Below are 22,793 nucleotides of genomic sequence, written 5' to 3' on the forward strand. Positions count from 1 at the left end.
TTTGTCGCGCACGATATTTTACTGAATGATTCGGGATGAATAGTCATGTCAGCAGAACTAAAAATAAAAATAATCCTCTCTCAGATCCTTTTTTTCTGCTGTGCTTCTGTGGCTTGCGCCTCCACTGATGTGGAATTCAACACCGACGTCTTGGATGCCGCCGACCGCGACAATATCGATTTAACGCGTTTCGCCACCGACAACTATGTGCCACCGGGCGAGTACTTATTAGACATTAAAATAAATGGTCAGGCTGTAGGGCAGCAAAAGGTTCGCTATCTGGCTTCCAAAGACGAGAAGCATACTCAGGCCTGCATTAACGGCGAAATTCTTGCAAGATTGGCATTAAAAGAAGAAGCCCAGCAGAAGGTCGCGCAGCCGTTTGCCGATTGTTATGACCTTCTCAGCCTTCCGGGCGCCACGCTCAGTAACTACGCCGGGGTGCTGGATATCACCATTCCGCAAGCGTGGATGAAATATAACGATCCAAACTGGACGCCGCCTGAGCGCTGGGACCAGGGGATCGGCGGATTTTTGCTCGACTATAGCCTCACCGGCCAATATACCCGCCAGCTTGATATGCACAAGGATTACAGCACCCTGAGCGGATATGGCCAGACAGGCTTCAACCTCGGCGGCTGGCGCGTACGCGGCGAATATCAGACCAGCTACTACAGCGCGACGCATCAATTTGATTTCGATATGAATCAGTTCTACGCCTATCGTCCGCTGCCGATGATGGCGGCAAAACTGACGGCAGGGGAGATCTATCTTGATTCGCAGGTTTTCGACACCGTTCGTTTTACCGGGCTGAATCTCGCCAGCGATGAGCGTCAACTGCCGCCAAACCTGCAGGGCTACGCGCCGGAAATCCGCGGTCTGGCAAAGACCAACGCTAAGGTGACGGTGAAGCAGAGCGGACGCATCATTTATGAAACGACGGTGCCTGCCGGGCCGTTTAATATTCAGGATTTACGGAGCTCGGTGCGCGGTACGCTGGATGTTCAGGTGGAAGAGCAGGACGGCTCCATCTCCACATTCCAGGTTAACACTGCCAATATTCCTTATCTTACGCGTCCAGGCTACGTGCGCTACAACGTCGCTATCGGTGCGCCGTCCCGCTATAGCCATAAAATTCAGGGGCCAGGTTTCGCTTCCGGTGATTTCTCCTGGGGGATCACCAATGCCTGGTCGCTCTACGGCGGGTTGCAGAGCGCAGGGGCCGAATATACCGCGGTTTCCGCCGGTATCGGTCGCGATCTCAGCGTCTTCGGCGCGCTCTCGCTGGATGCCACGGAATCTTACAGTCAGCAGTCGAACCAAAAGCGACTGAAAGGAACCTCGTTTAAGCTGAGCTATGCGAAAACCTTCGACGAATATAACAGTTCAATTACCTTCGCCGGATATCGCTTCTCGCAGGAGGACTTCCGTTCTTTCTCGCAGTATCTCAACGAGCGTTATGAGGGGTACGACAGTCTTGGCCGTGAAAAAGAAGTTTATACCATCACCGGTAATAAAACTTTCTGGGCCGATGAGCCAGGTAAGGCGACAACCGTCTTTCTGACCTATACCCACCAGAATTACTGGAACAGAAGCAGCCAGGATCGCTACGGCATCTCGTTAGGACGCTCGTTTAACGTCGGTAATATTCGCGGGATCACCACCAATATTTCGGCCTATCGTTCTGATTATGAAGGTCGGAAGGACGACTCTATTGCTCTCTCACTTTCTATTCCGGTTGGCGATAGTAAATGGAGCGGCCTGGACGTGCAGACCAATAACGGTAAAACCAGCCCGATGCTCTCGTATACCGATAGCAGCGACTATAACAACCTGTGGCGGCTGCGTGCGGGAGCGAGCCAGAGCGGTTATGCCAACGTCGACGGCTATTATCAGCGCCGCTCGCAGTATGCCGAAATCAACAGTAACGCCAGCTATCAGCAGGATAACTATCTCTCCCTGAGCAGCACGCTGCGCGGCGGATTCACCGCCACCCGGCACGGCGCGGCGCTCCACAACAGCGGTGCGACGCTCAATACGGCCCGCGTTATGGTGAATACCAACGGTATCGGCGACGTTCCGCTTAATGACGGTAAATCAAGAACCAATAATTTCGGCATCGCCGTTATTCCGGACATCGTGAGCTACAACAGCTTTGACACCCGAGTCGACGTGGATGCGATGTCGGAATCCATCGAACCAGCAAAAGCTATCAGCACCGCCACGCTGACCGAAGGCGCCATTGGCTATCAGACCTTTGGCATGGCGAAGGGCGAAAAAATGATGGGCATTATTCGGTTGGCTGATGGCACCTATCCGCCGTTCGGCGCTGAGGTGATTAACGACGATGGCGTAAGCGTATCCATGATTATGGAGGGCGGGCAGGGATGGCTGGCAGGGGTTAATCCTCAGGAGCTGCTAAGCGTCGTTTGGGGCGGGAAAAAGCAGTGTCAGATCGCTATCCCGCCCACCATAGAGCGTCGTGCGACAGCCGCGCTATTGCCGTGTAAATGACAGTGAAAGTAATAAAAGGTCAAAAATGAGCATAACAAGCAACAAACTCTGCTGGATGGGCGCTCTGATGCTGGCGGCGGTAAGCGGTACCGCTCAGGCAGGCGTTTCGCTGGACCGCACTCGCCTGATTATCACCGGTAAAGACAGCTCGGCGAGCGCCAATTTAACCAACACCAGTCCGGATATTCCGTTTCTGGCGCAATCCTGGGTCGAGGACAGCAAGGGCAATAAGATTACCTCTCCGCTGGTGGTGCTACCGCCTTTACAGCGTATCAACGGCGGACAAAAAGGGGTGGCGCGGGTCACCAAAACGGATGGCATTAACCAATTACCGCAGGATCGCGAAAGCCTGTTTTATTTAAGCGTGCGCGAAATTCCGCCCAAGCCGGATAAAGCTAATGTCCTGCAGTTAGCCATGCAGTCGCGGATTAAATTATTTTTCCGCCCGACCGCCATTATTCCCAAAAGCAAAAGCGAGATATGGCAGGACCAGGTCGTCTTCCAAAAGAGCGGAAATAAGATGACCGCGCAAAATCCGACGCCCTATTACATCACCATCATTGGCTTATCCCGCGTGAAGGGTGAAAAAATCACCAAATTCCCGGGGATCATGGTTGCGCCGAAGTCCAGCCTGGAATTCAGCGTCACCGATGGCGGCGTGCGAGAGTTTGCCATGATGTATGTGAATGACTATGGCGGCCATCCCGAGCTGAAATATCGCTGTGAAGGAAATACCTGTAAAGCTCTGCCGCCATCGCAGCAAGGGTAATTAAAGAGGAACCTGATGATGAAAACGCGTTTATCGCTTTTAGCACTGTTTGTATTCGGTATCAGTATGCCCGCGTTGGCCGAGGCTGATATTCCGCTACAGCCGCAGCACTATAACCGGGATCATCAGGGGGAAGATGGCGGTAACGTCATATTCAACGGCTCCGTCTATGCCTCACCTTGCGTGCTGGCGCCGCAGAGCCGTCTGCAGATAATTGAGATGGGTGAAATTAGCGCCCGTCGTTTTCATCAGGCAGGCGACCGCAGCCAGCCGGTGCTGGTTCGCGTTGAGCTCAGGGATTGTCTGAAGGGCGCATCGCAGGCGCGGGACAGCATCGCATCAAGAACGACGGGCAATAGCAAGCACCTCTACACCACCGGCGAGCAGGCGGTACAGCTGACCTTTATCGGCGAGTCCGATGAGCACAATCGCCAGCTGCTGCGCCTGACCGGCAGTATTTCTGGCGCCGGTATTCGCCTGCTGGATATCAAAGAGCGGGCGCTGGATATTAACCAAACGCAGCCGCCGTTTATTGTGAAAACCGGCGACAGCAGCCTGACGTTTATTGCCGTGCTGGAGTCGACCGCGCGTAACGTGACCGCGGGTAATTTTAGCGGACTGCTGCGTTTAAAAATGGAGTATCTGTGATGGCGACAATGCTTATCGGGCGGAAATCTTGCGTCACTATTTTACTCTGCGGCGGTTTATTTTCCCTGAACGTCGGTGCGGCGGTTGAAGGGGAAATTACCCCGGTCGGCGGGCCTAAAATGTATAATATTGACGTGGCCAATCAGGATATTACCACTAATAGCCCCGGAGCAATCATTCCTTATGTCTTTTCCCTGGGCGGACAATATGCCGGGGTAGCCAGCTGTACGATTCCGATGGAAGATCAGGCTATTTATTACTCGGCTACCGCATCAATACTGCAGCAGGGAAGCTCACCAGGGTACTTAAAGCTCAATGATTATATGGATGTAAAAATTGAGATTTTTATCCGTGGTTTGCGTAATGATTACTTTGCCGTTCCTTTTAATAATGAATCGAACGGAGCGTATCAGAACAAATGCGTTCCGCCAACGACTCAGTTTAATAACTTTGAGTCCGGCGCCCAGGGGCGGGTAACGTTTATGATTACCAAACCAATTGTCAACGGCGTGAACCTGCTGGGTACAGAAATCGCAAAGCTTTATGGGCGTTTGGGGAATTACAGCGCAGGGATGGGCACTACGCCAATGTCGATTATCTCAATTAATTCCGGGGTGATTACCGTCCCGGATAAATGTGTTGTCAATTCGGGCTCACCGATCACCGTTGATTTCAATACTATCCCCAGCGCGGGTTCCCTGCTTAATGGCAACAACTACAGCCAGTCTGTGCCAATCCAGGTGAAATGCGAAGGGGGAAGCTTTGCAACCGGTAATCTGAATATTCGCCTGGGGATCCAGCAGGCCAATACCGCCAGCTTTAATAGCGATTATTTAGGCACGACTGGCGCCGTCGATCGCTCAAATCTTGGCATTATCCTCAAGGATTCGGGCGGCAATTTAGTTGCGGCGAATAGGTTTTATGACGTCCCGGGTTTTACCAATAACCAGGGAACCTGGAATCTGACGGCCGCGCCGATTGCGAATGCAGGAACCAACGTTCTCGAAGGGGATTTCCAGGCATCGGCCACCGTGGTCGCTGAGTTTCAGTAAGGGGACAGCATGCGTCAATTTATCGCATCAATGGTACTCATAGGTTCGCTATCGGCGGCCACCCCGGCACAGGCTATCGGGGAGCTGATCGGCGGCGATTTAAACTTCAAGGGAACCGTCGTTGCCCATGGTTGCAGTATCGTTCCCTCGTCAAAAAATATCGCCGTAGATTTTGGCGAAATTTCCACCCGTACGCTCTATGCGGAGAGAAAATCCCAACCTAAAGCTTTTGTGATTGAGCTTAAGGATTGCAGTACTGATGTGTTTAATTCCGTTACCGTAACATTTAGCGGCACGGAAAATGCCAACATGAGCGACCGCCTGGCGATAACGCCGATAGCGCCTAACTCTGCCAGCGGCATTGGCATTGGTTTTGAAGAGAATGATGGTACGGCGATTTCACTAAATACGCCGACGACCGCGGTTGCCATTTCCAGTGCCTCCATGCAGTTAAATTTTAAAGCTTTTGTGGAAGGGGAACCGGATGCCTTGAGTAACAAAACTTTGCAAACCGGGGCCTTCCAGGCAACTGCGAATTACACCATAAATTACCAGTAGATTAGATCAAGGATGATTAACTATGAGCCGTCATTTCTTTCTCTACGATAAAAACATCTTTTTCGCGGAAGGCGTGCGTTCGGTGGTGGCCGATCTGGCCGCGCATGAAGACGACTGCGCTTTCTCCAGGCTTGACCAATTCTCACAACTGATCAATACCCTGCGTCAGCCAAAGCAAAAAGATGAACTGCGCTGGATCCTCTGCGATGTCGACAGTTTGCCGGATGAGCGTTTTAATGCGCTCTACACCATTAAAGAGTATTACTGCCGGGAAAATCAGCAGCTGGTAATTTTATTGGGAGAAAATAATATCTCTCTGTTTTTTGCGTTGCATTCTTTGCTGCCGGAAGCGAGCTGGCTATTAAAGAATGAATCGCTGGATAATTTTTTTAAATTTATCGAAAGCGCTGATGCCATGGTGGCGAAGAAAATTTTCTTCAGTCGATCCTTAATTAATTATACTCGACAGAAATGGCTCGCCAGGGATTTTAACAACAGCATCTCCAGCGATGACTGGTGGTTAATGGAAGAAATATTCAAAGGGAAAACGCTGTCACAAATTTCCTCTGAGCAAAAAATTGATGTTCGTCGATTGAGCCGCTGTAAACGCGGGCTGATGAAAAAATTAAACGTAAAAAATAACGTGGAACTGTTTAATATTTTCAAATGCATCGTGGCTACCCCCTGCGTTTAATAACGTACCAGCGATGACATCGCAAGAATTACTGGCAGGTATTTAAGCCAGTAGGTAAGTGTAAGAAAATACATTTCAATATAAATAGTTAAGGATCTAACAAATGAAAAAATTAAGCATGATTGAAGCATCAACAATCATTGGCGGGACCTGCAAGGAAACTTGCACCAGCTCTTACGAGACGGTGGTTGTTGGCGGTATCTCTACCTGTAAACAAGTGACTACCTGTACGGATAAGCACGGTAACTCAACCGTGACCTCCAAAGATGCGCCTGACGGTATGTGTGTTGTACCGAATAGCATCCGTCAGTAATTTCTGATGCGGTACATGGAGGGGGAACCCTCCATGTATTTCTCCGCCGTATTCGCGAGCCTGGTATCAAATGAAGATAAAACCTATTACCGCTGTTGGCTATACATTTCTGGTGGCGTTAATTTCGTCGCTAATTACCGTGCTGTGCTATCACATTTTTGTTTTTAATACATTTTCGCTGGATAGCAGTCAGCCTTCGGCTCTGCGGGAAATTGACAGCGCCACCGTTGCCAGTAGCCCAATCAAGAATGAGAAAAGCATCATTGAAGTGATGTCCTACGGCTGTCACTACTGCGCGTCGAACGAAGAAGAGATCGAAAAATTCGCCGCCACGTTACCGGCGGATAGCGCCTTTGACGTTATCCATATTACGGCCGAAAGAAACGGCCTGGCCATTTATGCGCCGGTTTTCGCCACGCTGGAGGTTATGGGCCTTGAGCGCCAGATGCGCGATCGGGCTTTTAACGCCGTGCTGACCCGCGGTATTAATTTAGCGGATGATGACGCGCTTAACGGCTGGCTGAAAAAAAATGATATTGATGTCGAGAAATACCATCAGATACGCCAAAGTCAGGCCGTTGCCGAGCGCCTGGAATATATGGCGAAAATTACCGAACTCTACGACATTAACGCGACGCCGTTGTTTATTGTTAATAAAAAATACGTGGTTGCGAAGGATCGCCAGTTCCCTGAATTTGCCGACTATATGCGCCAGCTGTTAACGCAGGACAAGGAGTAAGCGTGACGCGTTTTCTCATCGTCTGGAGCGTTTTCAGCGTAAGAAAATGGTTCGCGCAGCTGAGCTGGCGCTACCGGCCTTTTACCGGCTATGGCCAAAAGGCGGTGCGCAGGATCATGCGTTTCACCCCCATGCCGCTGCTGTTGATAGCGGTTCGCGCGCTATGTCGGCTACGGTTATTGGGCCGACACTACCGCGGCCGTACCGCCGTGGCGACGCAAAACTACCGCTGCCTGACGGGCGCCGACGGGCGAATCGATGCCGCATGGATAGCCATGCGCCGTCAGTTGCTGGAAATGGGCGCGACCTGGGGACAGCACCCGGCTACGCTGGCCCAGATGCAGGCGTGCACGCGAGAGCTTGATGCCGTTGTCGCGCCTCTGGTGGCGCAAAAGACGCCGGTCGTCCTCGCGCCGCTGCACTGCGTTTCCGATATTTTAGCGGCGATGGTCGGGGCCGGCGTGACGCCGGGAAAAGCCAGCGTGGTGGTCTCCTCCAGCGCGGAAAGCTACACCGTCGCCAGCCGAAAAATGGGCGGCGTCGCGCTCTCTTACTGCTCAATCCACCAGGATAATACGTCGCTGGCCAGCGAGCTTATGGCGTTAATGACCAATGTATCGGAAGGGCGGGAAAATATGATTATTTTCCCCGACATTCCTGCCGATTACACCGTGCAGACCCATGAAGCGCAGTCCGGGAAAATAAGCTGCCGACTCTTTGGCCGCCCGGCGAAATTACATAGCGGGGTACAGCGATTTTCTCGCATCGTATCGGCGCAGGTGGTTTTTTATCACCTCTATTATCAGCAGGGGATAAAAATAAAGATCTATTCTCCGCTGAGACCAAAAGAGGTCGCGGCAAAGCTACCGACGATGATTGAAAACACCCTGCGTGACTATCCGCAGGACTGGCTTTTGTGGCACAGCCATTCGCTCTATTTTATTAATCACTGATGCATCATCATGAAAAAGATTATCCCTGATATGGTTTTTCAGGAAGAGACCAATGAATGCGGCCTCTCCTGTATTGCGATGCTGGCGCAGACCCAGAATATTCCGTGCTCTCTCCCGGCATTGCGGGAAATTTTCCCCGCATCCGATCATGGGACATCGTTGAGCGATCTATCCGTTATCCTGCAACAGGTCGGCATTGCCACCGCGCCGGTGTTGTTTGACCACGATGAACTCCATGCGCTGCCGTTCCCGTCCATTCTGCACTATGGCGCCAGCCACTATGTCCTGCTGGCCTGGCGCAAAGGGGATTACGTTTGCGTGATGAATCCGGCGATTGGCCAGCAGTGGCTGCCTTTCTCGGCATTAAAAAAAGAGATTAGCGGCTATGCGCTGATCCTCGAAGAATCTCCCGGCGCGATCGCCAGTCCGGATCCGGTTATTGCCGGGGCGCAGCAGGAGATGCCGCGCGCGATGAGCCTGAAGGAGACCGCGGCGGTACCGGGTATCTATAAACTGATGCTATTAACCTTCCTGGTATCGCTAACGCTGTTTTTAATGCCGACGATGGTCAGTCGGGCGATAAACCAGGCCTTCTCAGACGTTCAGAATACGCAGTTTCCTTATTTATGGTTCATCCTCGCTTTTGTCATATCCACGCTGTTAGCGCTGGGGGTGAGGGTGATTAGCGAGCGCTTTATCCGCCGCTTTGTCCTCCTCAAGAGCGATATCGGTTTTTCCCGCTTGCTGAATAATCCGCTGCGTTTTTTTGAAAAACGCGCGCCGGGGGATGTTTTCAGCCGCTTTATTGCCTGGCAGGGAGGGATGCTGCAAAAAATCGAGCTGGATAACGGACTCCGCTCGGACTGGATAATCTGCGTTATCGCTATCGGCATTATGTTCTGGATCTCACCGGTGCTGGCGCTCATTTCCGCTGCGGGCATTGTCGTGATGGGGCTGATCAGCGTCTGGGCGATATTCCGCGACCGCTGGTATACGCAGCAGCTGCAGTTGAAAAGCGCGACGCTGAATGACTTTTTCATGGAAACCCTTCAGGGGGTGTTAACCATTAAAACTGCCGGACTGGAAACGCAGCGCAAAGCGCAGTTTGCCCGTTTGTCACACGACCTTTTCACCTGCCTTCAGCGGCAGAAAGTTTACCAGCAGGTAAAAGAAGGTCTGTATCAGCTCACCGGCAGCCTCGAGATGGTGGTCTTTATGCTGGTGGTGCTGCCGCTGGTGAGCGCAAAGCTTATCTCGCTGGGCGACTTTTTTGCCTATAGCTTTTTACGGCAGATTTTTACCTCTTACGTCACGCGGATATTCTATGCCGTGATCCGTAAATCGCAGCTGCACGTGATTGATACCCGCGCGCAGGGCCTGTTTACCCGTGAGGAACCTGCAACTCCTCAGTTATCTCCGCTGCGTGGGGAGGCGGTTCCACAGCTGGCGTTTGAGGCAGTGAGCTTTCATTACGCTCCGCAAAGCCCGGTGCTGAATGCCGTTGATCTCCGGCTGGAACCCGGCGATCGGGTGGCGATTGTCGGCGATTCCGGCGCCGGAAAAAGTACCCTGCTACGGCTGATGGCCGGGCTTTTTACCGCACAGCATGGGCGCATTCTGCTGGACGGTGAAGAGGCGACCGCCCGCCAGCTGGCCTCGCAGGTATGGCTGCAGAGCCAGGAAGATATTTTGTTTAACGCCTCGGTGCTGCAAAACATCACCCTGTTTGACCCGTGGTACAGCGACAGCGATCGCGGGCGAGTGGAGGCGCTGGTCGATAAAATGGCGCTGGGGCCGGTCGTTCAGGCGCTGCCGGGAGGCATGGAGGCGCTGATCCGCGAGAGCCATTCGGCGCTCTCTTTAGGCCAGCGTCAGCGGCTGATGCTGGCGCGGGCGCTCTACAGCGCCCGGCCTATTTTGCTCTGCGATGAACCGACCGCCAATCTTGATGACGAAACCGCGGAAACGGTGATCGCCGCGCTGTGCCAGCACTGTCGTGAACAGGGCAAAACACTGATCGTGGTAACCCACAGTGCGCCCATTCTGCATCACTTCACGCGGGTATATCGTCTGGATGAAGGCGAGCTGCGCGATATCGCACAGGGAGCGCCGGGCCAATGAGGCGACAATTTTTACGCCGCCGTAAAGCGTGGCTACTTGCGCTGGTCGCGATCCTGGCCATTATCGCCACCGTTTTTTATCAGCGCTCGCTTCCGGCCCAGGCCGAGTCGCTCTACACCGTTGCGCTCGATCGCGGGGATATCGAAAAAGTAGTGCTGGCGAGCGGGACTATTAAACCTGCCGTCCAGGTGAGCGTCGGCGCGCAGGTCAGCGGCCAGCTACGTAAGCTGTACGTGCGCCAGGGCGAGCGGGTACGTAAGGGGCAGCTGTTAGCCGAAATTGACCCGACGCTGCAGCTTTCCGATTTACGCAACGCCACCGCGCAGCTGGCCAGCGCCAGGGCGCAAAAGCTGGCTTCCGAGGCCACGCTGGTACAGTACCGCAAAGCGCTGGCGCGCGAGCAGGCGATGCAGCGCGATGGTTCGGGAGTGAGGAGCGATCTTGAGCAGGCGCAGGCGCAGTATAGCGCGCAGGTCCAGCAGATTGCGGTTAACGAAGCGCAGATCGTACAGGCGGAAATGAGCGTGCAGACCGCCAACGCCAACCTCGGCTACACCCGCATCCTTGCTCCTGTGGATGGTGAAGTGCTGGGCATCGTCACCCGTGAGGGGCAAACCATCGTCTCCTCACAAATCGCGCCGACGATTCTGGTGCTTGCCGACCTCGATAAAATGCAGGTGCAAACGCGCATTTCCGAAGCCGATATTCAGAAAATCCATCCCGGTCAGCCGCTGTGGTTTTACGTCATCGCCGATCCGCAGACGCGCTATGAAGGGGAGCTGGGCTACGTCCAGCCCGCGCCGCAGGAGGCGCTGGAGGAACAAAACGGCGGAGCTTCTGCCGGTAATCAGCAGAGCAGCGCCATTTACTATAACGGTACCTTCGAAGTCGATAACCACCAGCGCTTGCTGAAAACCTCAATGACCGCCCAGGTGTTTATCCGTATCGCGCAGGTAAAAGACGCGCTGCGCGTGCCGGTCGCCGCGCTGGGGCGTTCGCTCGGTGATGAGCGTTACATTGTGATGGTGCAAACGGCGAACGGTAGCGAGGAGCGCACCGTCCGTATCGGGATTAACGATCGTCAGTACGCGCAGGTGCTGGAAGGATTACGGCCCGATGAGCGGGTGGTGATCCCGCAGGACGCGGGGTCTGTGTGATGGCTGAGCCGCTGATCGTGCTGAACAATGTCACGCGTCATTTTACCGCCGGGACGCAGATTATTCCGGTACTAAAATCCGTCTCTCTGACCATTATGCCCGGCGAAATGGTGGCGATTATGGGCGCTTCCGGCTCGGGTAAATCGACGTTGATGAACATTATTGGTTGCCTGGATAAGCCCAGCAGCGGCGAGGTTTATATCAACGGGATCCCCACTCACCGGGCGGATAGCGCGGCGCTGGCCGAGCTGCGCAGCCGCTGGCTGGGGTTTATTTTTCAGCGCTACCACCTGATGCCTTATCTGACGGCGGAAGAGAATATCGCCATCCCCGCGCTCTATACCGCGATGCCCGCCGCTGAACGCCAGGCGCGCATTGCGCTACTGGCTGAAAAGCTGGGCATTGATGCGCGGTTACAGCACAAACCCGCTCAGCTTTCCGGCGGCCAGCAGCAGCGGGTCAGCGTCTGCCGGGCGTTAATCAACGGCGCGCAGATTATTCTCGCCGATGAGCCCACCGGGGCGTTGGATAGCGTCAGCGGTCGGGCGCTGATGGATGTTCTGCACCAGCTGAACGCCGACGGGCACACGGTCATCATCGTGACTCACGATCGCGAGGTGGCGCGGCAGGCGCAGCGGATCGTCGAGATCAGCGACGGACAGGTGGTTGCCGACAGTACCCACGGCGTTCGTGATAATCGCGGCATTCAGCGCCTTCCCGCAGTACAGGATAATGGTCGGGCCTCGCTGTCGCGCAGTATCGGAGAGTCGGTGCGGATGGCCTGGCGTTCCTTACTGGGACATCGGATGCGCGCCTTTCTGTCGATGCTGGGGATAATCATCGGCATTTCGTCCGTGGTCTCCTCCATGGCGGTGGGGGAAGGCGCCCGGCAGAGCATCATGAACGAGATTGGTAAGCTCGGAAATACCACGCTTGAAATCCGCCCGGGTACCGGCTGGGGCAGCAAGCGTCCGGATATGGAGCGGGCGCTGTCGCTGGATGATATCGCCAGCCTCGGCAGGCAGCCCTGGGTTCTGGGGGTATCGCCGATTGTTTCCAGCATGACCACCGCGGTACGTCAGGGCTTTGATTCTTCGATAATTCTCTCCGGCGTTTCCGCAGACTACTTTTCGCTGCAGGGGATTCGTTTTATTCAGGGCAACGGTTTTACCCGCCGCGATGTCGAGGATCGCGAACCGGTGCTGGTACTGGATGAAACCAGCAGGGAGACGCTGTTTCCCGGCAATGAAGATCCGCTGGGTAAAATTGTGCAGATTGCCGGCGCGCCGTGGCGGGTAATCGGCATTGCCAGCAAGCCCGGGCCAAAGGTGGTCAGCGGGTTTATGTCGGCGTGGATCCCCTATAGTTCGTTATTGCAGCGGATTTCCGGCGATAAGCCGCTGGAGGCGCTGACGCTGCGCTTCCAGGAAACGCTGTCGCCGCAGGAAGCAGCGCGGCGCGCGGAAAGGCACCTTATCCGCGAGCACGGCAAAAAAGATTTCTTTGTCCAGACCGATGAGCAGCTCGCCAAAGCGCTGCAAAAAACCTCCGACTCCATGTCGCTACTGATCACCGCTATTGCCGCCATCTCGCTGCTGGTCGGCGGCGTGGGGGTGATGAATATCATGCTGGTTTCCGTTACCGAACGCACTCATGAGATTGGCATTCGGCTATCGGTCGGCGCCCGCCCTACTGACATCATGCATCAGTTTTTAATTGAGGCGGTGATGATCTGCGCGCTCGGCGGCTTAACGGGAGTGCTGGGCTCATGGGCCGCCGGTAACCTGTTTGCCCTGTTGACGCAGGAGTTTTCCATGGTCTTTACCTGGCTGCCGGTGGCGATGGCCTGCGGCTTTTCCGCCCTGATAGGCCTGACGTTCGGCTATTTCCCGGCGCGTCGTGCGGCGCGGCTAAACCCGACGGAGGCGCTGGCCCGCGAATGAGATCGCTGACTTTATTATCGTTAATTGTATTGCTGACGGGCTGTGGAAATTTGACCCGCAGCGATTATCAGCGGCCGCTGCTGTCGGTGCCGGAGAACTGGCAGCGAACGGAAGGGCAAAGCGCCGAGCTTGCGTCGGAGAAAGCGGGTCGCTGGTGGGACCGTTTCGGCGATGAACGTCTGTCGCGGGTGATGGGGCAGGTTCTGGAAAGCAATAACGATCTGGCCGCTGTCGCCTTAACCCTTCGGCAAGCGCGCATTTCCGCCGGGCTGGCCCGAACCAATATCTCTCCCGACGCGACGCTTAACGGCGCCGGCAGTAACTCAAAGCCGCTCAATAGCGGAGGTTCGCAGGAGAGCTATAGCGCCTCGTTATCCCTGAGCTATGAGCTGGATCTGTGGGGCAAGCTGGCGCGGGTTCGTGAACAGAGCGAGTGGGAGGCGATTGCCAGCGAACAGGACTATCGGGCGACGATCCTGTCGACGATTGATACTACCGCGCAGCTCTACTGGAATATCGCGCTGCTGAATCAGCAAATGGCTTATCAGGCCGCCAGCCTGGATATCGCCAGGCAGACGCTGGCGCAGATTGAGTCCTGGCAGCGGGCGGGGAAAGTAGGGCTGCTTGACGTTCTGCAGTCCCGGCAGACGGTCATCAGTCGCCAGAATCAGTTGCTAAGCCTGAAACAGCAGCGGGCGATCTCCCGCAACGCGCTGGCGCTGCTGCTCAACAGGCCCCCCGCGCAGCATAGCGATGAAGCACCGGCGCTTGACGTCCATCAGCGTGTCGCCATTGCCAGCGCCACGCCGCTGGCCGCGCTCGCCAGCCGGCCCGATCTGCAGGCGGCGGAGTCGCGGCTGCGCGCGGCGCTGGCGGGTTCCGATGCGGCACGGCTGAGCTTTTATCCCACGCTCTCGCTGCAGGGGACGCTGAGCGCCGGCAGCCAGATCTTTCACCAGTGGTTTAACGACCCGCTGCGTACCGTCGGAAGCAGCGTCGGCGCGCCCTTTATCCAGTGGAACACGGTACAGCTTACCGTGGAGCAGGCCAGCGTAAAGGTGCAGCAGGAGGCGGTGAACTTCCGCCGTACGGCCTACACCGCGCTGTCGGAGGTGGACGATGCGATGGAGAAGCGGCTTAACGCCGACGAGCAGCGCGAGCGCCTGCTGCAATCGCTGCAGCTGGGCCAGCGGCGCCTGACGCTCACCGAAAGCCGCTATCGGGCGGGCGCGGTGGACTACCAGACCCTGCTGAACGCACAGGACGCGCTGCTCGACGTACAGAACAGCCTGGCGCAGAACCAGTACGACTATCTTTATGCCACTTTGCAGCTTTGGCTGGCGCAGGGAGGCAATAACCCGCAACAGAGGATTTCCCAGAATGAGTCACAGTAAACCCCCTTATCGCGTGGTGATAACCGGCTATGGCGCGGTGACTCCCCTTGGCGATAGCGCTGCCGAAAGCTGGCAGGCGATCATGGATTATCGACGCGGTTACCGCTATGTGGATCTCTCCGCTAACGGCATCCACACCCATTTTATCGGTCAGGTAGAGAATGAACCCAGCCTCAAGGGGGTTCCCGCCGCTATTCGTCGGCGTCTGCCGCGTCACGCTCGCCTGGCGCTGGCCGCCGCGCGGGAGGCGGTGGCGATGGCCTTTGCTGGCGAACCACCCACCGATGCTTATGACCCGCTGAGGTGTGGCGCCATTATCGGCTCCGGCTGGGCAGGGCTGGATGAAAGCTATCTGGCGGTACCGGAGTTTGAGAAAACGGGCGTCTCTTCGCCCTTCAGCTGCTTCTTTTCGATGCCGAATGTGACCACCGCGGCCTGTAGTCAGCTGTGGAATCTGCGCGGTTATCAAAATACTCCGGTCGCCGCCTGCGCCACCGGCACTATCGCCATTGGCGAGGCCTATGATGCGATTCGCTTTGGCCGGGCCAGCATGATGCTCGCCGGGGCCGGGGAGTCGTTAAACAGCGTTTGCGCTATCTGGAATATCGATGTGCTTGGCGCGTTGAGCAGGGAATCGTCATCGCCGGAGCGGGCCAGCTGCCCGTTCAGCCTGCAGCGCAGCGGGTTTGTCCTTTCTGAAGGCGGCGCGGTGCTGTGCCTGGAAGAGCGCGAAAGCGCCCTGGCGCGGGGCGCGACAATCCTCGCGGAGGTCACCGGTTATGCCAATTTCTCCGACGCGGTGGATTTTACCTCACCGGCCGAAGACTGCGTGGCCCGTGAACAGACTATCCGCTGGGCGCTGCGCGACGCGGGCCTGCAGCCTGCCGATCTCGATTATATCAACGCTCACGGCACCTCCACGCCGCTCAACGATATGAATGAAACGCAGTCGCTGAAAAAAGCGCTCGGCGACGAGGCGTACCGGATCCCGGTTTCCAGTACCAAAGCCTACTCCGGACATCTGATCGCCGCCGCGGGGAGCTTCGAGACCATTGTTTGCCTGCAGGCGATGGCGGCGGGGATCATGCCGGCGACGGCGCATCTGACGCAGCCCGATCCGCAGTGCGATCTCGACTATATCGCCGAAGGGCATCGTCAGGGAGAGATCCGTCGGGCGCTGAATCTGAGCTTTGGTTTCGGCGGCGCGAACGCCGCGCTGGTACTGGAGAAACACGCGTGACGCTGCTGCGCTACACCCTTGCCGATGCGCAGCAGTGGGCGGCGTTTTCCGGCGATGAAAACCCCATTCACTTCGACTACGCGGCAGCGCGCGCGATGGGGGCGGGGCAGCTGAGCGTCCACGGAATGCGCGCGCTGCTGGACGTGAAGCGCGATGTCCAATCACGGCTGTGCCGCCCGGAGGGATACGTAAAATGCCAGGTCCGCCTGCGCAGGCCGCTATGGTGCGATACCGACTGGCTGTTAACGCCCGGGACGGCGAAACAGCGGATTCTCTCCGCCGCATCGGTTAGCCATCCGCAGAATGGCGAAATCTGTTTGTCATGCCAGATGAGCCTGGCGGCTGAGCCGGAATCGCTGGAGGGTAAGCAGCCCAGCAAACTGGCGCCCACGACGCTGCTCGCGCTGCAATCCCATTTCAACCGCGCCTGGCCCGACCTGGCGCAGTGGCAGTTCCTTGATGCGCTGCTGTTCCGTCAGCTGATTTGCGATGAGGCGCTGCTGCGCCAGGAGAATATTGCCGCCCTGCTCGGACCGGGGGAAACCTCGCTGCAGCAAATTTTTTCCCGCTACCCGGTGCTGCAAACCCATCAGGAAGTGGTTTTTGATGCTCATCTGGCAGGCAAAGGGACGCCGGTCCAACCCGACTCGCTGTCGCTCTGGCTGTTGCCTTCATTGGTGGTCGGCCAGGCTGAGCAGGGCGCGCTGGTGCGTATTGCAGCGGCGGCGCAGCTGGATGATCAGGTCATAACGAATGTGATTACGCTAAAAGTTGGCCCAGTTACCAATTGATAATTAAGGATAATTTATGATTCCCTATGATGAAGTTCTGCAAAAAGTGTGTGAAATGATTTGTGACGCCAAGGACCTGGAGCCGGATGAGGTGGATGAGAATACGCCGCTGGTTCGCTTAAAGTTAGATAGTCTGGACTACGTCGAGCTGATGGTGCTGGCAAAACGTGAATTCAATATTACCCTGGAAGCGGACTGGTTTATTCAAAATCCGGGGATCACGCTGGGTGAACTGTGTCAGCACATCAGCAAAGAGTCAGGCAGCTGATATGGCGCAAAAATGGGTGCTGATTACCGGCGGCAGCCGGGGGATAGGCCGGGCGCTGGTCGCCGGCCTGGCGCAAAACGGGAACGTGGTGTTTACCGGGCGCAATGAAGCGGCGATTAACGCCACTCTGGCGGAGTGTGAAAATTCATCGTATCAGGTGCAAGGATACGCCTGCGACGGCAACGACGAGTCGCGGGTTGAAGAACTTGCTCAGGCGCTGCTGGCCGAGCGGGGCGCACCGGAGGCAATTATTCACAATGCCGGAATGGCTCGCGATGGCCTGCATATTCACCAGAACGCCGCGCTATGGCGCGAGGTGCTGGACACCAACGTTATCTCAATGATGAACTGGAACCGGGTTCTGCTGCCGGCGATGTTGATGCAGCGGCGCGGCTCCATCGTGATGATGTCGTCGGTCAGCGCCTTCAAGGGTAACGTCGGGCAGACGGCGTATGCGGCGAGTAAAGCGGCGATGAGCGGCATTGCGCGTTCGCTGGCGCTGGAGATCGGGCGCTTCGGCATTCGGGTAAACTGCCTGGCGCCGGGCCTGATCCGCACGGAGATGCTGGAAGAGATACCCGCGCAAAAATTGAAAGAGATGCGCCAGTCGATACCTCTGCGCAGATTGGGCGAAACGGATGATGTACTGAAGGCCGTGGCGTTTTTAATCGGCGAGGGGAGTGAATATATGACCGGACAAACTCTGATTCTGGACGGCGGATTAAGCGCCTGAGGACGTTCAGGCGGGGTGGCTCTTTACGCGGAGCTGGTGAGTTGCTCAACGCGATTCACCAGCTCTTTTATTTCTCCCGCAGTTGCGCGATAGATCTGAATAATTTGTGAAGCGTGCTGCGCGATAGGCGACAGCATAAACGAGGGAATTTCATTTCCCGGGTTATTTTTAATTAACTGGGCCAGCGATTTTTCTTCTCCCTTCGGCCCGCTCAGGGCATGGACCAGCAGTCGACTAACCGTAATGAGCAGGGCTTCCGTTTGTAGCGATTCAGCGTGCCATTTAGAGGACGCATTACGATTTTGCATGGCTATCCATTCAGTAATATCATCAATTCCTTCAATACTATAGAGAGAGGCTTCTGCTCTGCCTGGCGAAGCGGATCGCGCTGGCGGCGGGCTATGATCCAGGCAGGAGATATTATGCAGCAATCCGCCAATCTCAACTTTTAGCGTTTGCGTCGCGCTCATTTCCATGGTGGTCGCCAGATAGCCGGCAATATGGCCGACGGCCGCGGAGTGCCACGGCGTCTGCTGGCTGAACTGATCGACAATAAAAGAGACCAGTTCAGCAATATCGCGGAGGTTATGTAAAGAGATGGTATCGTTATGTACGCCAGGAATCGCTTTGATGTAATCGCGATAGTCGGTGGAGGCCATGACTGACCAGAAATGTTCATCGGCGGAAAGCGTTCTGAACGCCTGGACGTACTCTTGTTTATAGAGAATATTCGCCCCGGCGGCGACGATGTCGACCAGCTTTTTGCTTAAAAATGCGATATGACCGGTACGGTGCTGGCAATAAAGTACATCCAGCCGGTCGGCGAAGAACAGCAGGTGACTCTCTTCGGGGACCAGTTCTCCTTCAATATAATGCCCAAGACCGTTGCGCCAGTGGGTGTGATGGTAGCGAACAATCCTGTTAAGAGGACGAAACAACGGGATGCGGCTAAGCAATTCGCTGCCGATAAGCGCGTGGTTGTTATGCTCGTTATCGATGTAATTTAGCGGCTCAAGACGTGATTTTTCATTTAACCCACCGACATCGTGAATTAACGCCGCCAGAATAGTTTTACGCCGCTGGGCCGAAGAAAACTCCACTAAATTAGCCAGATGTGATGCGATAAACGCCGTTCTGACATGGTGCAGGTTCAGCCGGGGGTTAATCATATCAATGATATTGGCGATGCTGGCTAATGTCGGAAGTAAATGTATCGTCATGATATCGTTTTAATTAAAATTAATGAGATGAATCTCAATCAATGATGGTTTTCTGACGGCGACAACCATATTGTGGAAACTTTTGGGTGCCTAACAAAATAGTATCATCATTGACGTGATTTATATAGATGATTTTATCATTAGTTTGGCTTCCAAAGAGATTTTTTTGCGCAATATCTTCTGGCGTATTATCAGCGTGGTGGCGAATGACTTGCGAGTCTTTTATATAAAAAAGATGGCTGGGAACGATGTTTCTTTTTAATGTGATGGCGATAGTGCGTGAGACGATATATTTATCGCCATTGCTGGTGAGTAAACCCTCCAGATTGATTAAAAGATGGTTTTTGAAAAGTTCTGCGGATAGCAATCCTTGGGAGCGAAGAATGTTCTCATTTATATTCTCCGTCAAATCGTAGCGTGATTCACAGGAAAATGAGTCCTCAGAACTGAAGTTTAGGTACAGGGTTGAAAATAGTATCAGCGCGAACGAACAGGCGGAAAATATCAAGGCATATTTACGCATTTTTTATTTCCTTATAGTAATAACTATGGCATTGCTGGTCTTTAATGTCGCACTCAAGCATGAAGATATCCATGTAAATACCTAATCCCTGCTCCTGATTCATTTGTCGGTTAAAGAAGTAGATTTTCTTTGGCGTGGAACAGTCCAGCCCCGAGGTAAAGAGCTTTTTATTCCTGAGTATTTCTGTCACCGGGATAGCTTCGGAACCATAAATAGTGCATTTATCTTGGGTGAACATGAGCTTAGCTGTTTGTTTTTTATAGATAAAAAAATAAGAGAGCAGCATCGCGACTGCTGCGAACGCGATCAGTAACATCGCCGCTTTGCAATGTTGTTGCAGCAAGTTACGCTCAGGCAGCTGTGGAGAAAGGGTTGGCAGTGTGATAGAGGAAGAGTAATCATTGTCGGTAGTGATAATGACATCCTCAGAAATTTTAAAGCCAATTCGCGGTACCGTAATAATCACATTCTTTTCAATACCTAGATCCGCAAGGCTGCGACGCAGCGTTGAGATGTACTGATTAAGATTACTATTAGATGGCCTCGCGCCATATTTTTCAAACACCGTCTGGAAAATATCAACCCGCGAAATAATATCCCCCCGGTATTGCAACAGACTAGTAAGAAGGCGAGTCGAAGTGGCGGAGAGTTCAATACAATCGCCGGTCAAGAGATTGACCAGAGAGGCCTCCTCAGTATCAAATGTAATAAATCCCTCTATATCGAACCGCATTTTTATCTCCACACGGAATTAAAAATTCACTCTTTATATCAGGTTTTTTATCATAAAAAAAAGTGAATTTCAGATAAATGTACTGTTTAAGTTGAAATTTAAAGTTAATGTTGCCGTTTTTATGGGGTCATCCCATACTCCCAAGCACTGAATGACAGAAGGAGCTGACTCATGAAGATTGCAATTTCACCCAGTACGCCAGATTCACATCATGGTTCGCTAACCGCAGTTGAGAGTTTAAGAACATTGATGACCACAATGGGCATCAATAAATTCTCCGGGGTGAACGTACCAGAGCAGGAGTATATTCTTTATGTATTGAAAGAACATGAGCCTGAGGGGTTACTTACTCGTGAGTTAGCGGACAGGTGCGAAATGTCAATATATAAGGTCAGACATTTACTACTGCCGTTAGAGAAGTATGGTCAGGTGATCAGAATAAAGGTTAACAAACATCATAAGTGGTATTTTTATAATAAACATATTGACTAAAGGTCATACTAACAAGAGGTTGTGATGTTTGCAATAAATATAGAAATCTTAGGCGTTTTTTGTTTTTTTTAAGGTTTTTTGAGAGTCGATATCTCGCAAATAATAGAGAAAGTTCTTAATGCTGATATCTTTTTCTTACTCGTAACAAGTCATTTCGCTATTCAGAGGGTGATAAATTTTTATCAGCGATGATAGATAATTCTTAGAGGGTCATTTGAGCGAGGGACGATGATCGCAGGAGGGCTTTTTTTGTTGATGAAATGACACGCTTGTTTCTGATATGTTAAATTGGCGGCCGGGTTGTCAGATGAGCATAACGACGGAGCGCAATGAGCTAAGGATGCCGGTAGCAAAGGTAGAAAAATGAAAATCCCGATCCTGGCTCTTCTTTATGTACTTCGGTTGAGTGGCGCCCTCATTCCTGTTTTGGCGCTTGCTGACAAAATATCTATTTTCCCGGGAAGGGATGTTGATCATAGAAAACAAAATAATGTGATCCAGTTCAATAATATTTATCTGAGAATAGTGGTTGGTTGCTGCTTATATTGAGGAGCGAGGCTTATCACTCGATTAAGCGCAGGGAGTCGCTGATGTCCAATATACTGGACTCACTTTGTTGTATATGACCGATATGTGAATTAACTGCGCCAACGTGCAGAGCAATTAGGGTGTTATTTGATATGAAATAATAAAATGGCTGCGTCAGTCACGTTACTGTAGGGCTAAATATTATGGTTATCAAACACTCGAATTGAGGGAGCACAAATGGCTTACAGAATGATTTTAAACGAAACCTCTTATTTTGGCCCAGGTTCGATTCGTTGTATCGTAGATGAAGTTAAAAAACGCGGCTTCAAAAAAGCGCTGGTGGTCACGGATAAGGATCTGATTCGTTTTGATGTAGCCACCAGGGTGTTCGCTATCCTCGACGGCGCCGGATTGCCCTACAGCGTCTTTGATAAAGTGGTCCCGAATCCCACGATTGAGGTTGTGCAGCAGGGCGTAGAGGCGTTTAAACAGTCAGGCGCCGACTACCTGATCGCGATCGGCGGCGGCTCGCCGCAGGATACCTGTAAGGCAATAGGCATTATCATTAATAACCCCGAATTTGCCGACGTTCGCAGTCTCGAAGGCGGGGCGGATACGAAAAACGCCGCCGTACCGATGATTGCCATCCCAACGACCGCCGGTACCGCGGCGGAAGTCACCATCAACTACGTAATAACCGACGTACAGAATCGCCGCAAGTTTGTTTGCTACGACCCGCATGATATCCCGGTGGTAGCGATCATCGACGCCGAAATGATGAGCAGCATGCCTGCCAGCCTGAAGGCGGCCACCGGCGTTGATGCCCTGACCCACGCCATTGAAGGCTATATCACTAAAGGCGCATGGGAATTAACCGACATGCTGCATCTGAAGGCCATCGAGGTGATTGGCCGCTCGCTGCGCGCTTCCGTACAGGGCGACGCGCAGGGCGCGGAAGGGATGGCGCTGGGGCAATATATTGCCGGGATGGGTTTCTCCAACGTCGGTCTGGGGCTGGTTCATGGTATGGCTCATCCGCTGGGCGCTTTTTACGGCACGCCGCACGGCGTGGCTAATGCGGTGCTGCTGCCGCATATTATGGCTTATAACGCCGAATTTACCGGCGAGAAGTATCGCGACATCGCGGTTGCGCTTGGTAACAAGTCGGCGGCAACCCTGCCGATTGCCGAAGCGCGTGCCGCGGCAATTGAGGCGGTGGCGCAGCTGAATCGCGACGTCAATATTCCGGCGCGCCTGCGCGACGTGGGAATGAAAGAAGAAGATATTGATGCTCTGGCCGCCGCGGCCCTGGCGGACGTGTGTACCGGCGGCAACCCGCGCGATACCAATCTGGAAGAGATTAAAGCGCTCTATCGGCAGATCTTCTAATTTGCCAATCACAACGAAGCC

The 22,793-nt window shown here is 53.9% G+C and carries 22 protein-coding genes; 19 read left to right on the forward strand and 3 right to left on the reverse strand.

The window, feature by feature from the left end; all coding sequences use genetic code 11:
• The first annotated feature begins 45 nt into the window (after positions 1 to 45).
• From KO1_RS21805 to KO1_RS21885, 17 genes are all read left to right on the forward strand, one after another.
• Entirely contained in the window at positions 46 to 2,514 is a 2,469-nt protein-coding gene (locus tag KO1_RS21805) for a fimbria/pilus outer membrane usher protein (RefSeq protein ID WP_004104940.1), read from the forward strand.
• Between the two features lie 25 nt (positions 2,515 to 2,539).
• Positions 2,540 to 3,283 (forward strand): fimbrial biogenesis chaperone, encoded by a 744-nt coding sequence (locus KO1_RS21810; protein ID WP_004104938.1) that lies wholly within the window; start codon positions 2,540 to 2,542, stop codon positions 3,281 to 3,283.
• Between the two features lie 18 nt (positions 3,284 to 3,301).
• A complete protein-coding gene (locus KO1_RS21815; protein ID WP_004104936.1) occupies positions 3,302 to 3,931 on the forward strand; it encodes a fimbrial protein in 630 nt (209 codons plus the stop codon).
• The gene (locus KO1_RS21820) at positions 3,931 to 4,983 is read left to right on the forward strand and encodes a fimbrial protein (protein WP_024274622.1); all 1,053 of its coding nucleotides are present in this window, start codon (positions 3,931 to 3,933) and stop codon (positions 4,981 to 4,983) included. Before KO1_RS21815 ends, KO1_RS21820 begins: the two co-directional genes overlap by 1 nt.
• A gap of 9 nt (positions 4,984 to 4,992) precedes the next feature.
• The gene (locus tag KO1_RS21825; RefSeq protein WP_023321514.1) at positions 4,993 to 5,541 is read left to right on the forward strand and encodes a fimbrial protein; all 549 of its coding nucleotides are present in this window, start codon (positions 4,993 to 4,995) and stop codon (positions 5,539 to 5,541) included.
• Between the two features lie 22 nt (positions 5,542 to 5,563).
• Complete coding sequence (locus KO1_RS21830; protein WP_004104924.1) at positions 5,564 to 6,235, forward strand: helix-turn-helix domain-containing protein; 672 nt, start codon at positions 5,564 to 5,566, stop codon at positions 6,233 to 6,235.
• A 103-nt stretch (positions 6,236 to 6,338) separates the two neighbouring features.
• Entirely contained in the window at positions 6,339 to 6,548 is a 210-nt protein-coding gene (locus tag KO1_RS21835) for a DUF4762 family protein (protein ID WP_004104922.1), read from the forward strand.
• A 70-nt stretch (positions 6,549 to 6,618) separates the two neighbouring features.
• Positions 6,619 to 7,287, forward strand: a complete 669-nt coding sequence (locus KO1_RS21840; RefSeq protein ID WP_004104920.1) for a DsbA family protein — start codon at positions 6,619 to 6,621, stop codon at positions 7,285 to 7,287.
• Positions 7,288 to 7,289: 2 nt separating this feature from the next.
• Positions 7,290 to 8,240: a lysophospholipid acyltransferase family protein gene (locus KO1_RS21845; protein WP_004104910.1), complete on the forward strand. Its 951-nt coding sequence runs from the start codon at positions 7,290 to 7,292 to the stop codon at positions 8,238 to 8,240.
• A 9-nt stretch (positions 8,241 to 8,249) separates the two neighbouring features.
• Complete coding sequence (locus tag KO1_RS21850; RefSeq protein ID WP_024274621.1) at positions 8,250 to 10,361, forward strand: peptidase domain-containing ABC transporter; 2,112 nt, start codon at positions 8,250 to 8,252, stop codon at positions 10,359 to 10,361.
• Positions 10,358 to 11,518, forward strand: coding sequence for an efflux RND transporter periplasmic adaptor subunit (locus KO1_RS21855; protein ID WP_017145493.1), 1,161 nt, complete (start codon positions 10,358 to 10,360; stop codon positions 11,516 to 11,518). Before KO1_RS21850 ends, KO1_RS21855 begins: the two co-directional genes overlap by 4 nt.
• Entirely contained in the window at positions 11,518 to 13,461 is a 1,944-nt protein-coding gene (locus KO1_RS21860) for an ABC transporter permease (protein ID WP_004104905.1), read from the forward strand. Before KO1_RS21855 ends, KO1_RS21860 begins: the two co-directional genes overlap by 1 nt.
• Positions 13,458 to 14,855: a TolC family protein gene (locus KO1_RS21865; RefSeq protein WP_064407107.1), complete on the forward strand. Its 1,398-nt coding sequence runs from the start codon at positions 13,458 to 13,460 to the stop codon at positions 14,853 to 14,855. Before KO1_RS21860 ends, KO1_RS21865 begins: the two co-directional genes overlap by 4 nt.
• Positions 14,842 to 16,095 carry a beta-ketoacyl-[acyl-carrier-protein] synthase family protein gene (locus tag KO1_RS21870; protein WP_024274620.1) on the forward strand — a complete coding sequence of 418 codons (1,254 nt, stop codon included), beginning with the start codon at positions 14,842 to 14,844 and terminating at the stop codon, positions 16,093 to 16,095. The genes KO1_RS21865 and KO1_RS21870 overlap by 14 nt, the downstream gene beginning before the upstream one ends.
• Entirely contained in the window at positions 16,092 to 16,886 is a 795-nt protein-coding gene (locus KO1_RS21875) for a hotdog family protein (RefSeq protein ID WP_024274619.1), read from the forward strand. The genes KO1_RS21870 and KO1_RS21875 overlap by 4 nt, the downstream gene beginning before the upstream one ends.
• Positions 16,887 to 16,902: 16 nt before the next feature.
• Positions 16,903 to 17,154 (forward strand): acyl carrier protein, encoded by a 252-nt coding sequence (locus tag KO1_RS21880; RefSeq protein WP_004104899.1) that lies wholly within the window; start codon positions 16,903 to 16,905, stop codon positions 17,152 to 17,154.
• A 1-nt stretch (position 17,155) separates the two neighbouring features.
• Positions 17,156 to 17,887: an SDR family NAD(P)-dependent oxidoreductase gene (locus KO1_RS21885; RefSeq protein ID WP_004114789.1), complete on the forward strand. Its 732-nt coding sequence runs from the start codon at positions 17,156 to 17,158 to the stop codon at positions 17,885 to 17,887.
• Between the two features lie 23 nt (positions 17,888 to 17,910).
• Here KO1_RS21885 and KO1_RS21890 read toward each other — a convergent pair whose 3' ends face one another.
• From KO1_RS21890 to KO1_RS21900, 3 genes are read right to left on the reverse strand one after another with little or no spacing between them, the layout of a single operon-like run.
• Complete coding sequence (locus KO1_RS21890) at positions 17,911 to 19,107, reverse strand: HD domain-containing protein (protein ID WP_024274618.1); 1,197 nt, start codon at positions 19,105 to 19,107, stop codon at positions 17,911 to 17,913.
• 34 nt (positions 19,108 to 19,141) lie between these two features.
• Complete coding sequence (locus tag KO1_RS21895; RefSeq protein ID WP_024274617.1) at positions 19,142 to 19,630, reverse strand: FidL-like protein; 489 nt, start codon at positions 19,628 to 19,630, stop codon at positions 19,142 to 19,144.
• Positions 19,623 to 20,363: a winged helix-turn-helix domain-containing protein gene (locus tag KO1_RS21900; protein ID WP_004104891.1), complete on the reverse strand. Its 741-nt coding sequence runs from the start codon at positions 20,361 to 20,363 to the stop codon at positions 19,623 to 19,625. Before KO1_RS21900 ends, KO1_RS21895 begins: the two co-directional genes overlap by 8 nt.
• A gap of 171 nt (positions 20,364 to 20,534) precedes the next feature.
• Between KO1_RS21900 and KO1_RS21905 the strand changes: the two genes are divergently transcribed.
• Both KO1_RS21905 and fucO read left to right on the forward strand, forming a co-directional pair.
• Entirely contained in the window at positions 20,535 to 20,855 is a 321-nt protein-coding gene (locus KO1_RS21905) for a FaeA/PapI family transcriptional regulator (RefSeq protein WP_004104889.1), read from the forward strand.
• A 765-nt stretch (positions 20,856 to 21,620) separates the two neighbouring features.
• On the forward strand, positions 21,621 to 22,772 hold the full coding sequence (fucO, locus tag KO1_RS21915) for a lactaldehyde reductase (protein WP_024274616.1): 1,152 nt from the start codon (positions 21,621 to 21,623) through the stop codon (positions 22,770 to 22,772).
• Positions 22,773 to 22,793: the final 21 nt, after the last annotated feature.

It is taken from the genome of Klebsiella oxytoca NBRC 105695, assembly GCF_001598695.1.
GTDB classification, from domain to species: domain Bacteria; phylum Pseudomonadota; class Gammaproteobacteria; order Enterobacterales; family Enterobacteriaceae; genus Klebsiella; species Klebsiella oxytoca.

Bases quoted from the DNA above. Each gene is read 5' to 3' on its own strand.
- KO1_RS21805 (WP_004104940.1), top strand. From the start codon at position 46: ATGTCAGCAGAACTAAAAATAAAAATAATCCTCTCTCAGATCCTTTTT.
- KO1_RS21810 (WP_004104938.1), top strand. From the start codon at position 2,540: ATGAGCATAACAAGCAACAAACTCTGCTGGATGGGCGCTCTGATGCTG.
- KO1_RS21815 (WP_004104936.1), top strand. From the start codon at position 3,302: ATGAAAACGCGTTTATCGCTTTTAGCACTGTTTGTATTCGGTATCAGT.
- KO1_RS21820 (WP_024274622.1), top strand. From the start codon at position 3,931: ATGGCGACAATGCTTATCGGGCGGAAATCTTGCGTCACTATTTTACTC.
- KO1_RS21825 (WP_023321514.1), top strand. From the start codon at position 4,993: ATGCGTCAATTTATCGCATCAATGGTACTCATAGGTTCGCTATCGGCG.
- KO1_RS21830 (WP_004104924.1), top strand. From the start codon at position 5,564: ATGAGCCGTCATTTCTTTCTCTACGATAAAAACATCTTTTTCGCGGAA.
- KO1_RS21835 (WP_004104922.1), top strand. From the start codon at position 6,339: ATGAAAAAATTAAGCATGATTGAAGCATCAACAATCATTGGCGGGACC.
- KO1_RS21840 (WP_004104920.1), top strand. From the start codon at position 6,619: ATGAAGATAAAACCTATTACCGCTGTTGGCTATACATTTCTGGTGGCG.
- KO1_RS21850 (WP_024274621.1), top strand. From the start codon at position 8,250: ATGAAAAAGATTATCCCTGATATGGTTTTTCAGGAAGAGACCAATGAA.
- KO1_RS21855 (WP_017145493.1), top strand. From the start codon at position 10,358: ATGAGGCGACAATTTTTACGCCGCCGTAAAGCGTGGCTACTTGCGCTG.
- KO1_RS21860 (WP_004104905.1), top strand. From the start codon at position 11,518: ATGGCTGAGCCGCTGATCGTGCTGAACAATGTCACGCGTCATTTTACC.
- KO1_RS21865 (WP_064407107.1), top strand. From the start codon at position 13,458: ATGAGATCGCTGACTTTATTATCGTTAATTGTATTGCTGACGGGCTGT.
- KO1_RS21870 (WP_024274620.1), top strand. From the start codon at position 14,842: ATGAGTCACAGTAAACCCCCTTATCGCGTGGTGATAACCGGCTATGGC.
- KO1_RS21880 (WP_004104899.1), top strand. From the start codon at position 16,903: ATGATTCCCTATGATGAAGTTCTGCAAAAAGTGTGTGAAATGATTTGT.
- KO1_RS21885 (WP_004114789.1), top strand. From the start codon at position 17,156: ATGGCGCAAAAATGGGTGCTGATTACCGGCGGCAGCCGGGGGATAGGC.
- KO1_RS21890 (WP_024274618.1), bottom strand. From the start codon at position 19,107: ATGACGATACATTTACTTCCGACATTAGCCAGCATCGCCAATATCATT.
- KO1_RS21895 (WP_024274617.1), bottom strand. From the start codon at position 19,630: ATGCGTAAATATGCCTTGATATTTTCCGCCTGTTCGTTCGCGCTGATA.
- KO1_RS21900 (WP_004104891.1), bottom strand. From the start codon at position 20,363: ATGCGGTTCGATATAGAGGGATTTATTACATTTGATACTGAGGAGGCC.
- KO1_RS21905 (WP_004104889.1), top strand. From the start codon at position 20,535: ATGAAGATTGCAATTTCACCCAGTACGCCAGATTCACATCATGGTTCG.
- fucO (WP_024274616.1), top strand. From the start codon at position 21,621: ATGGCTTACAGAATGATTTTAAACGAAACCTCTTATTTTGGCCCAGGT.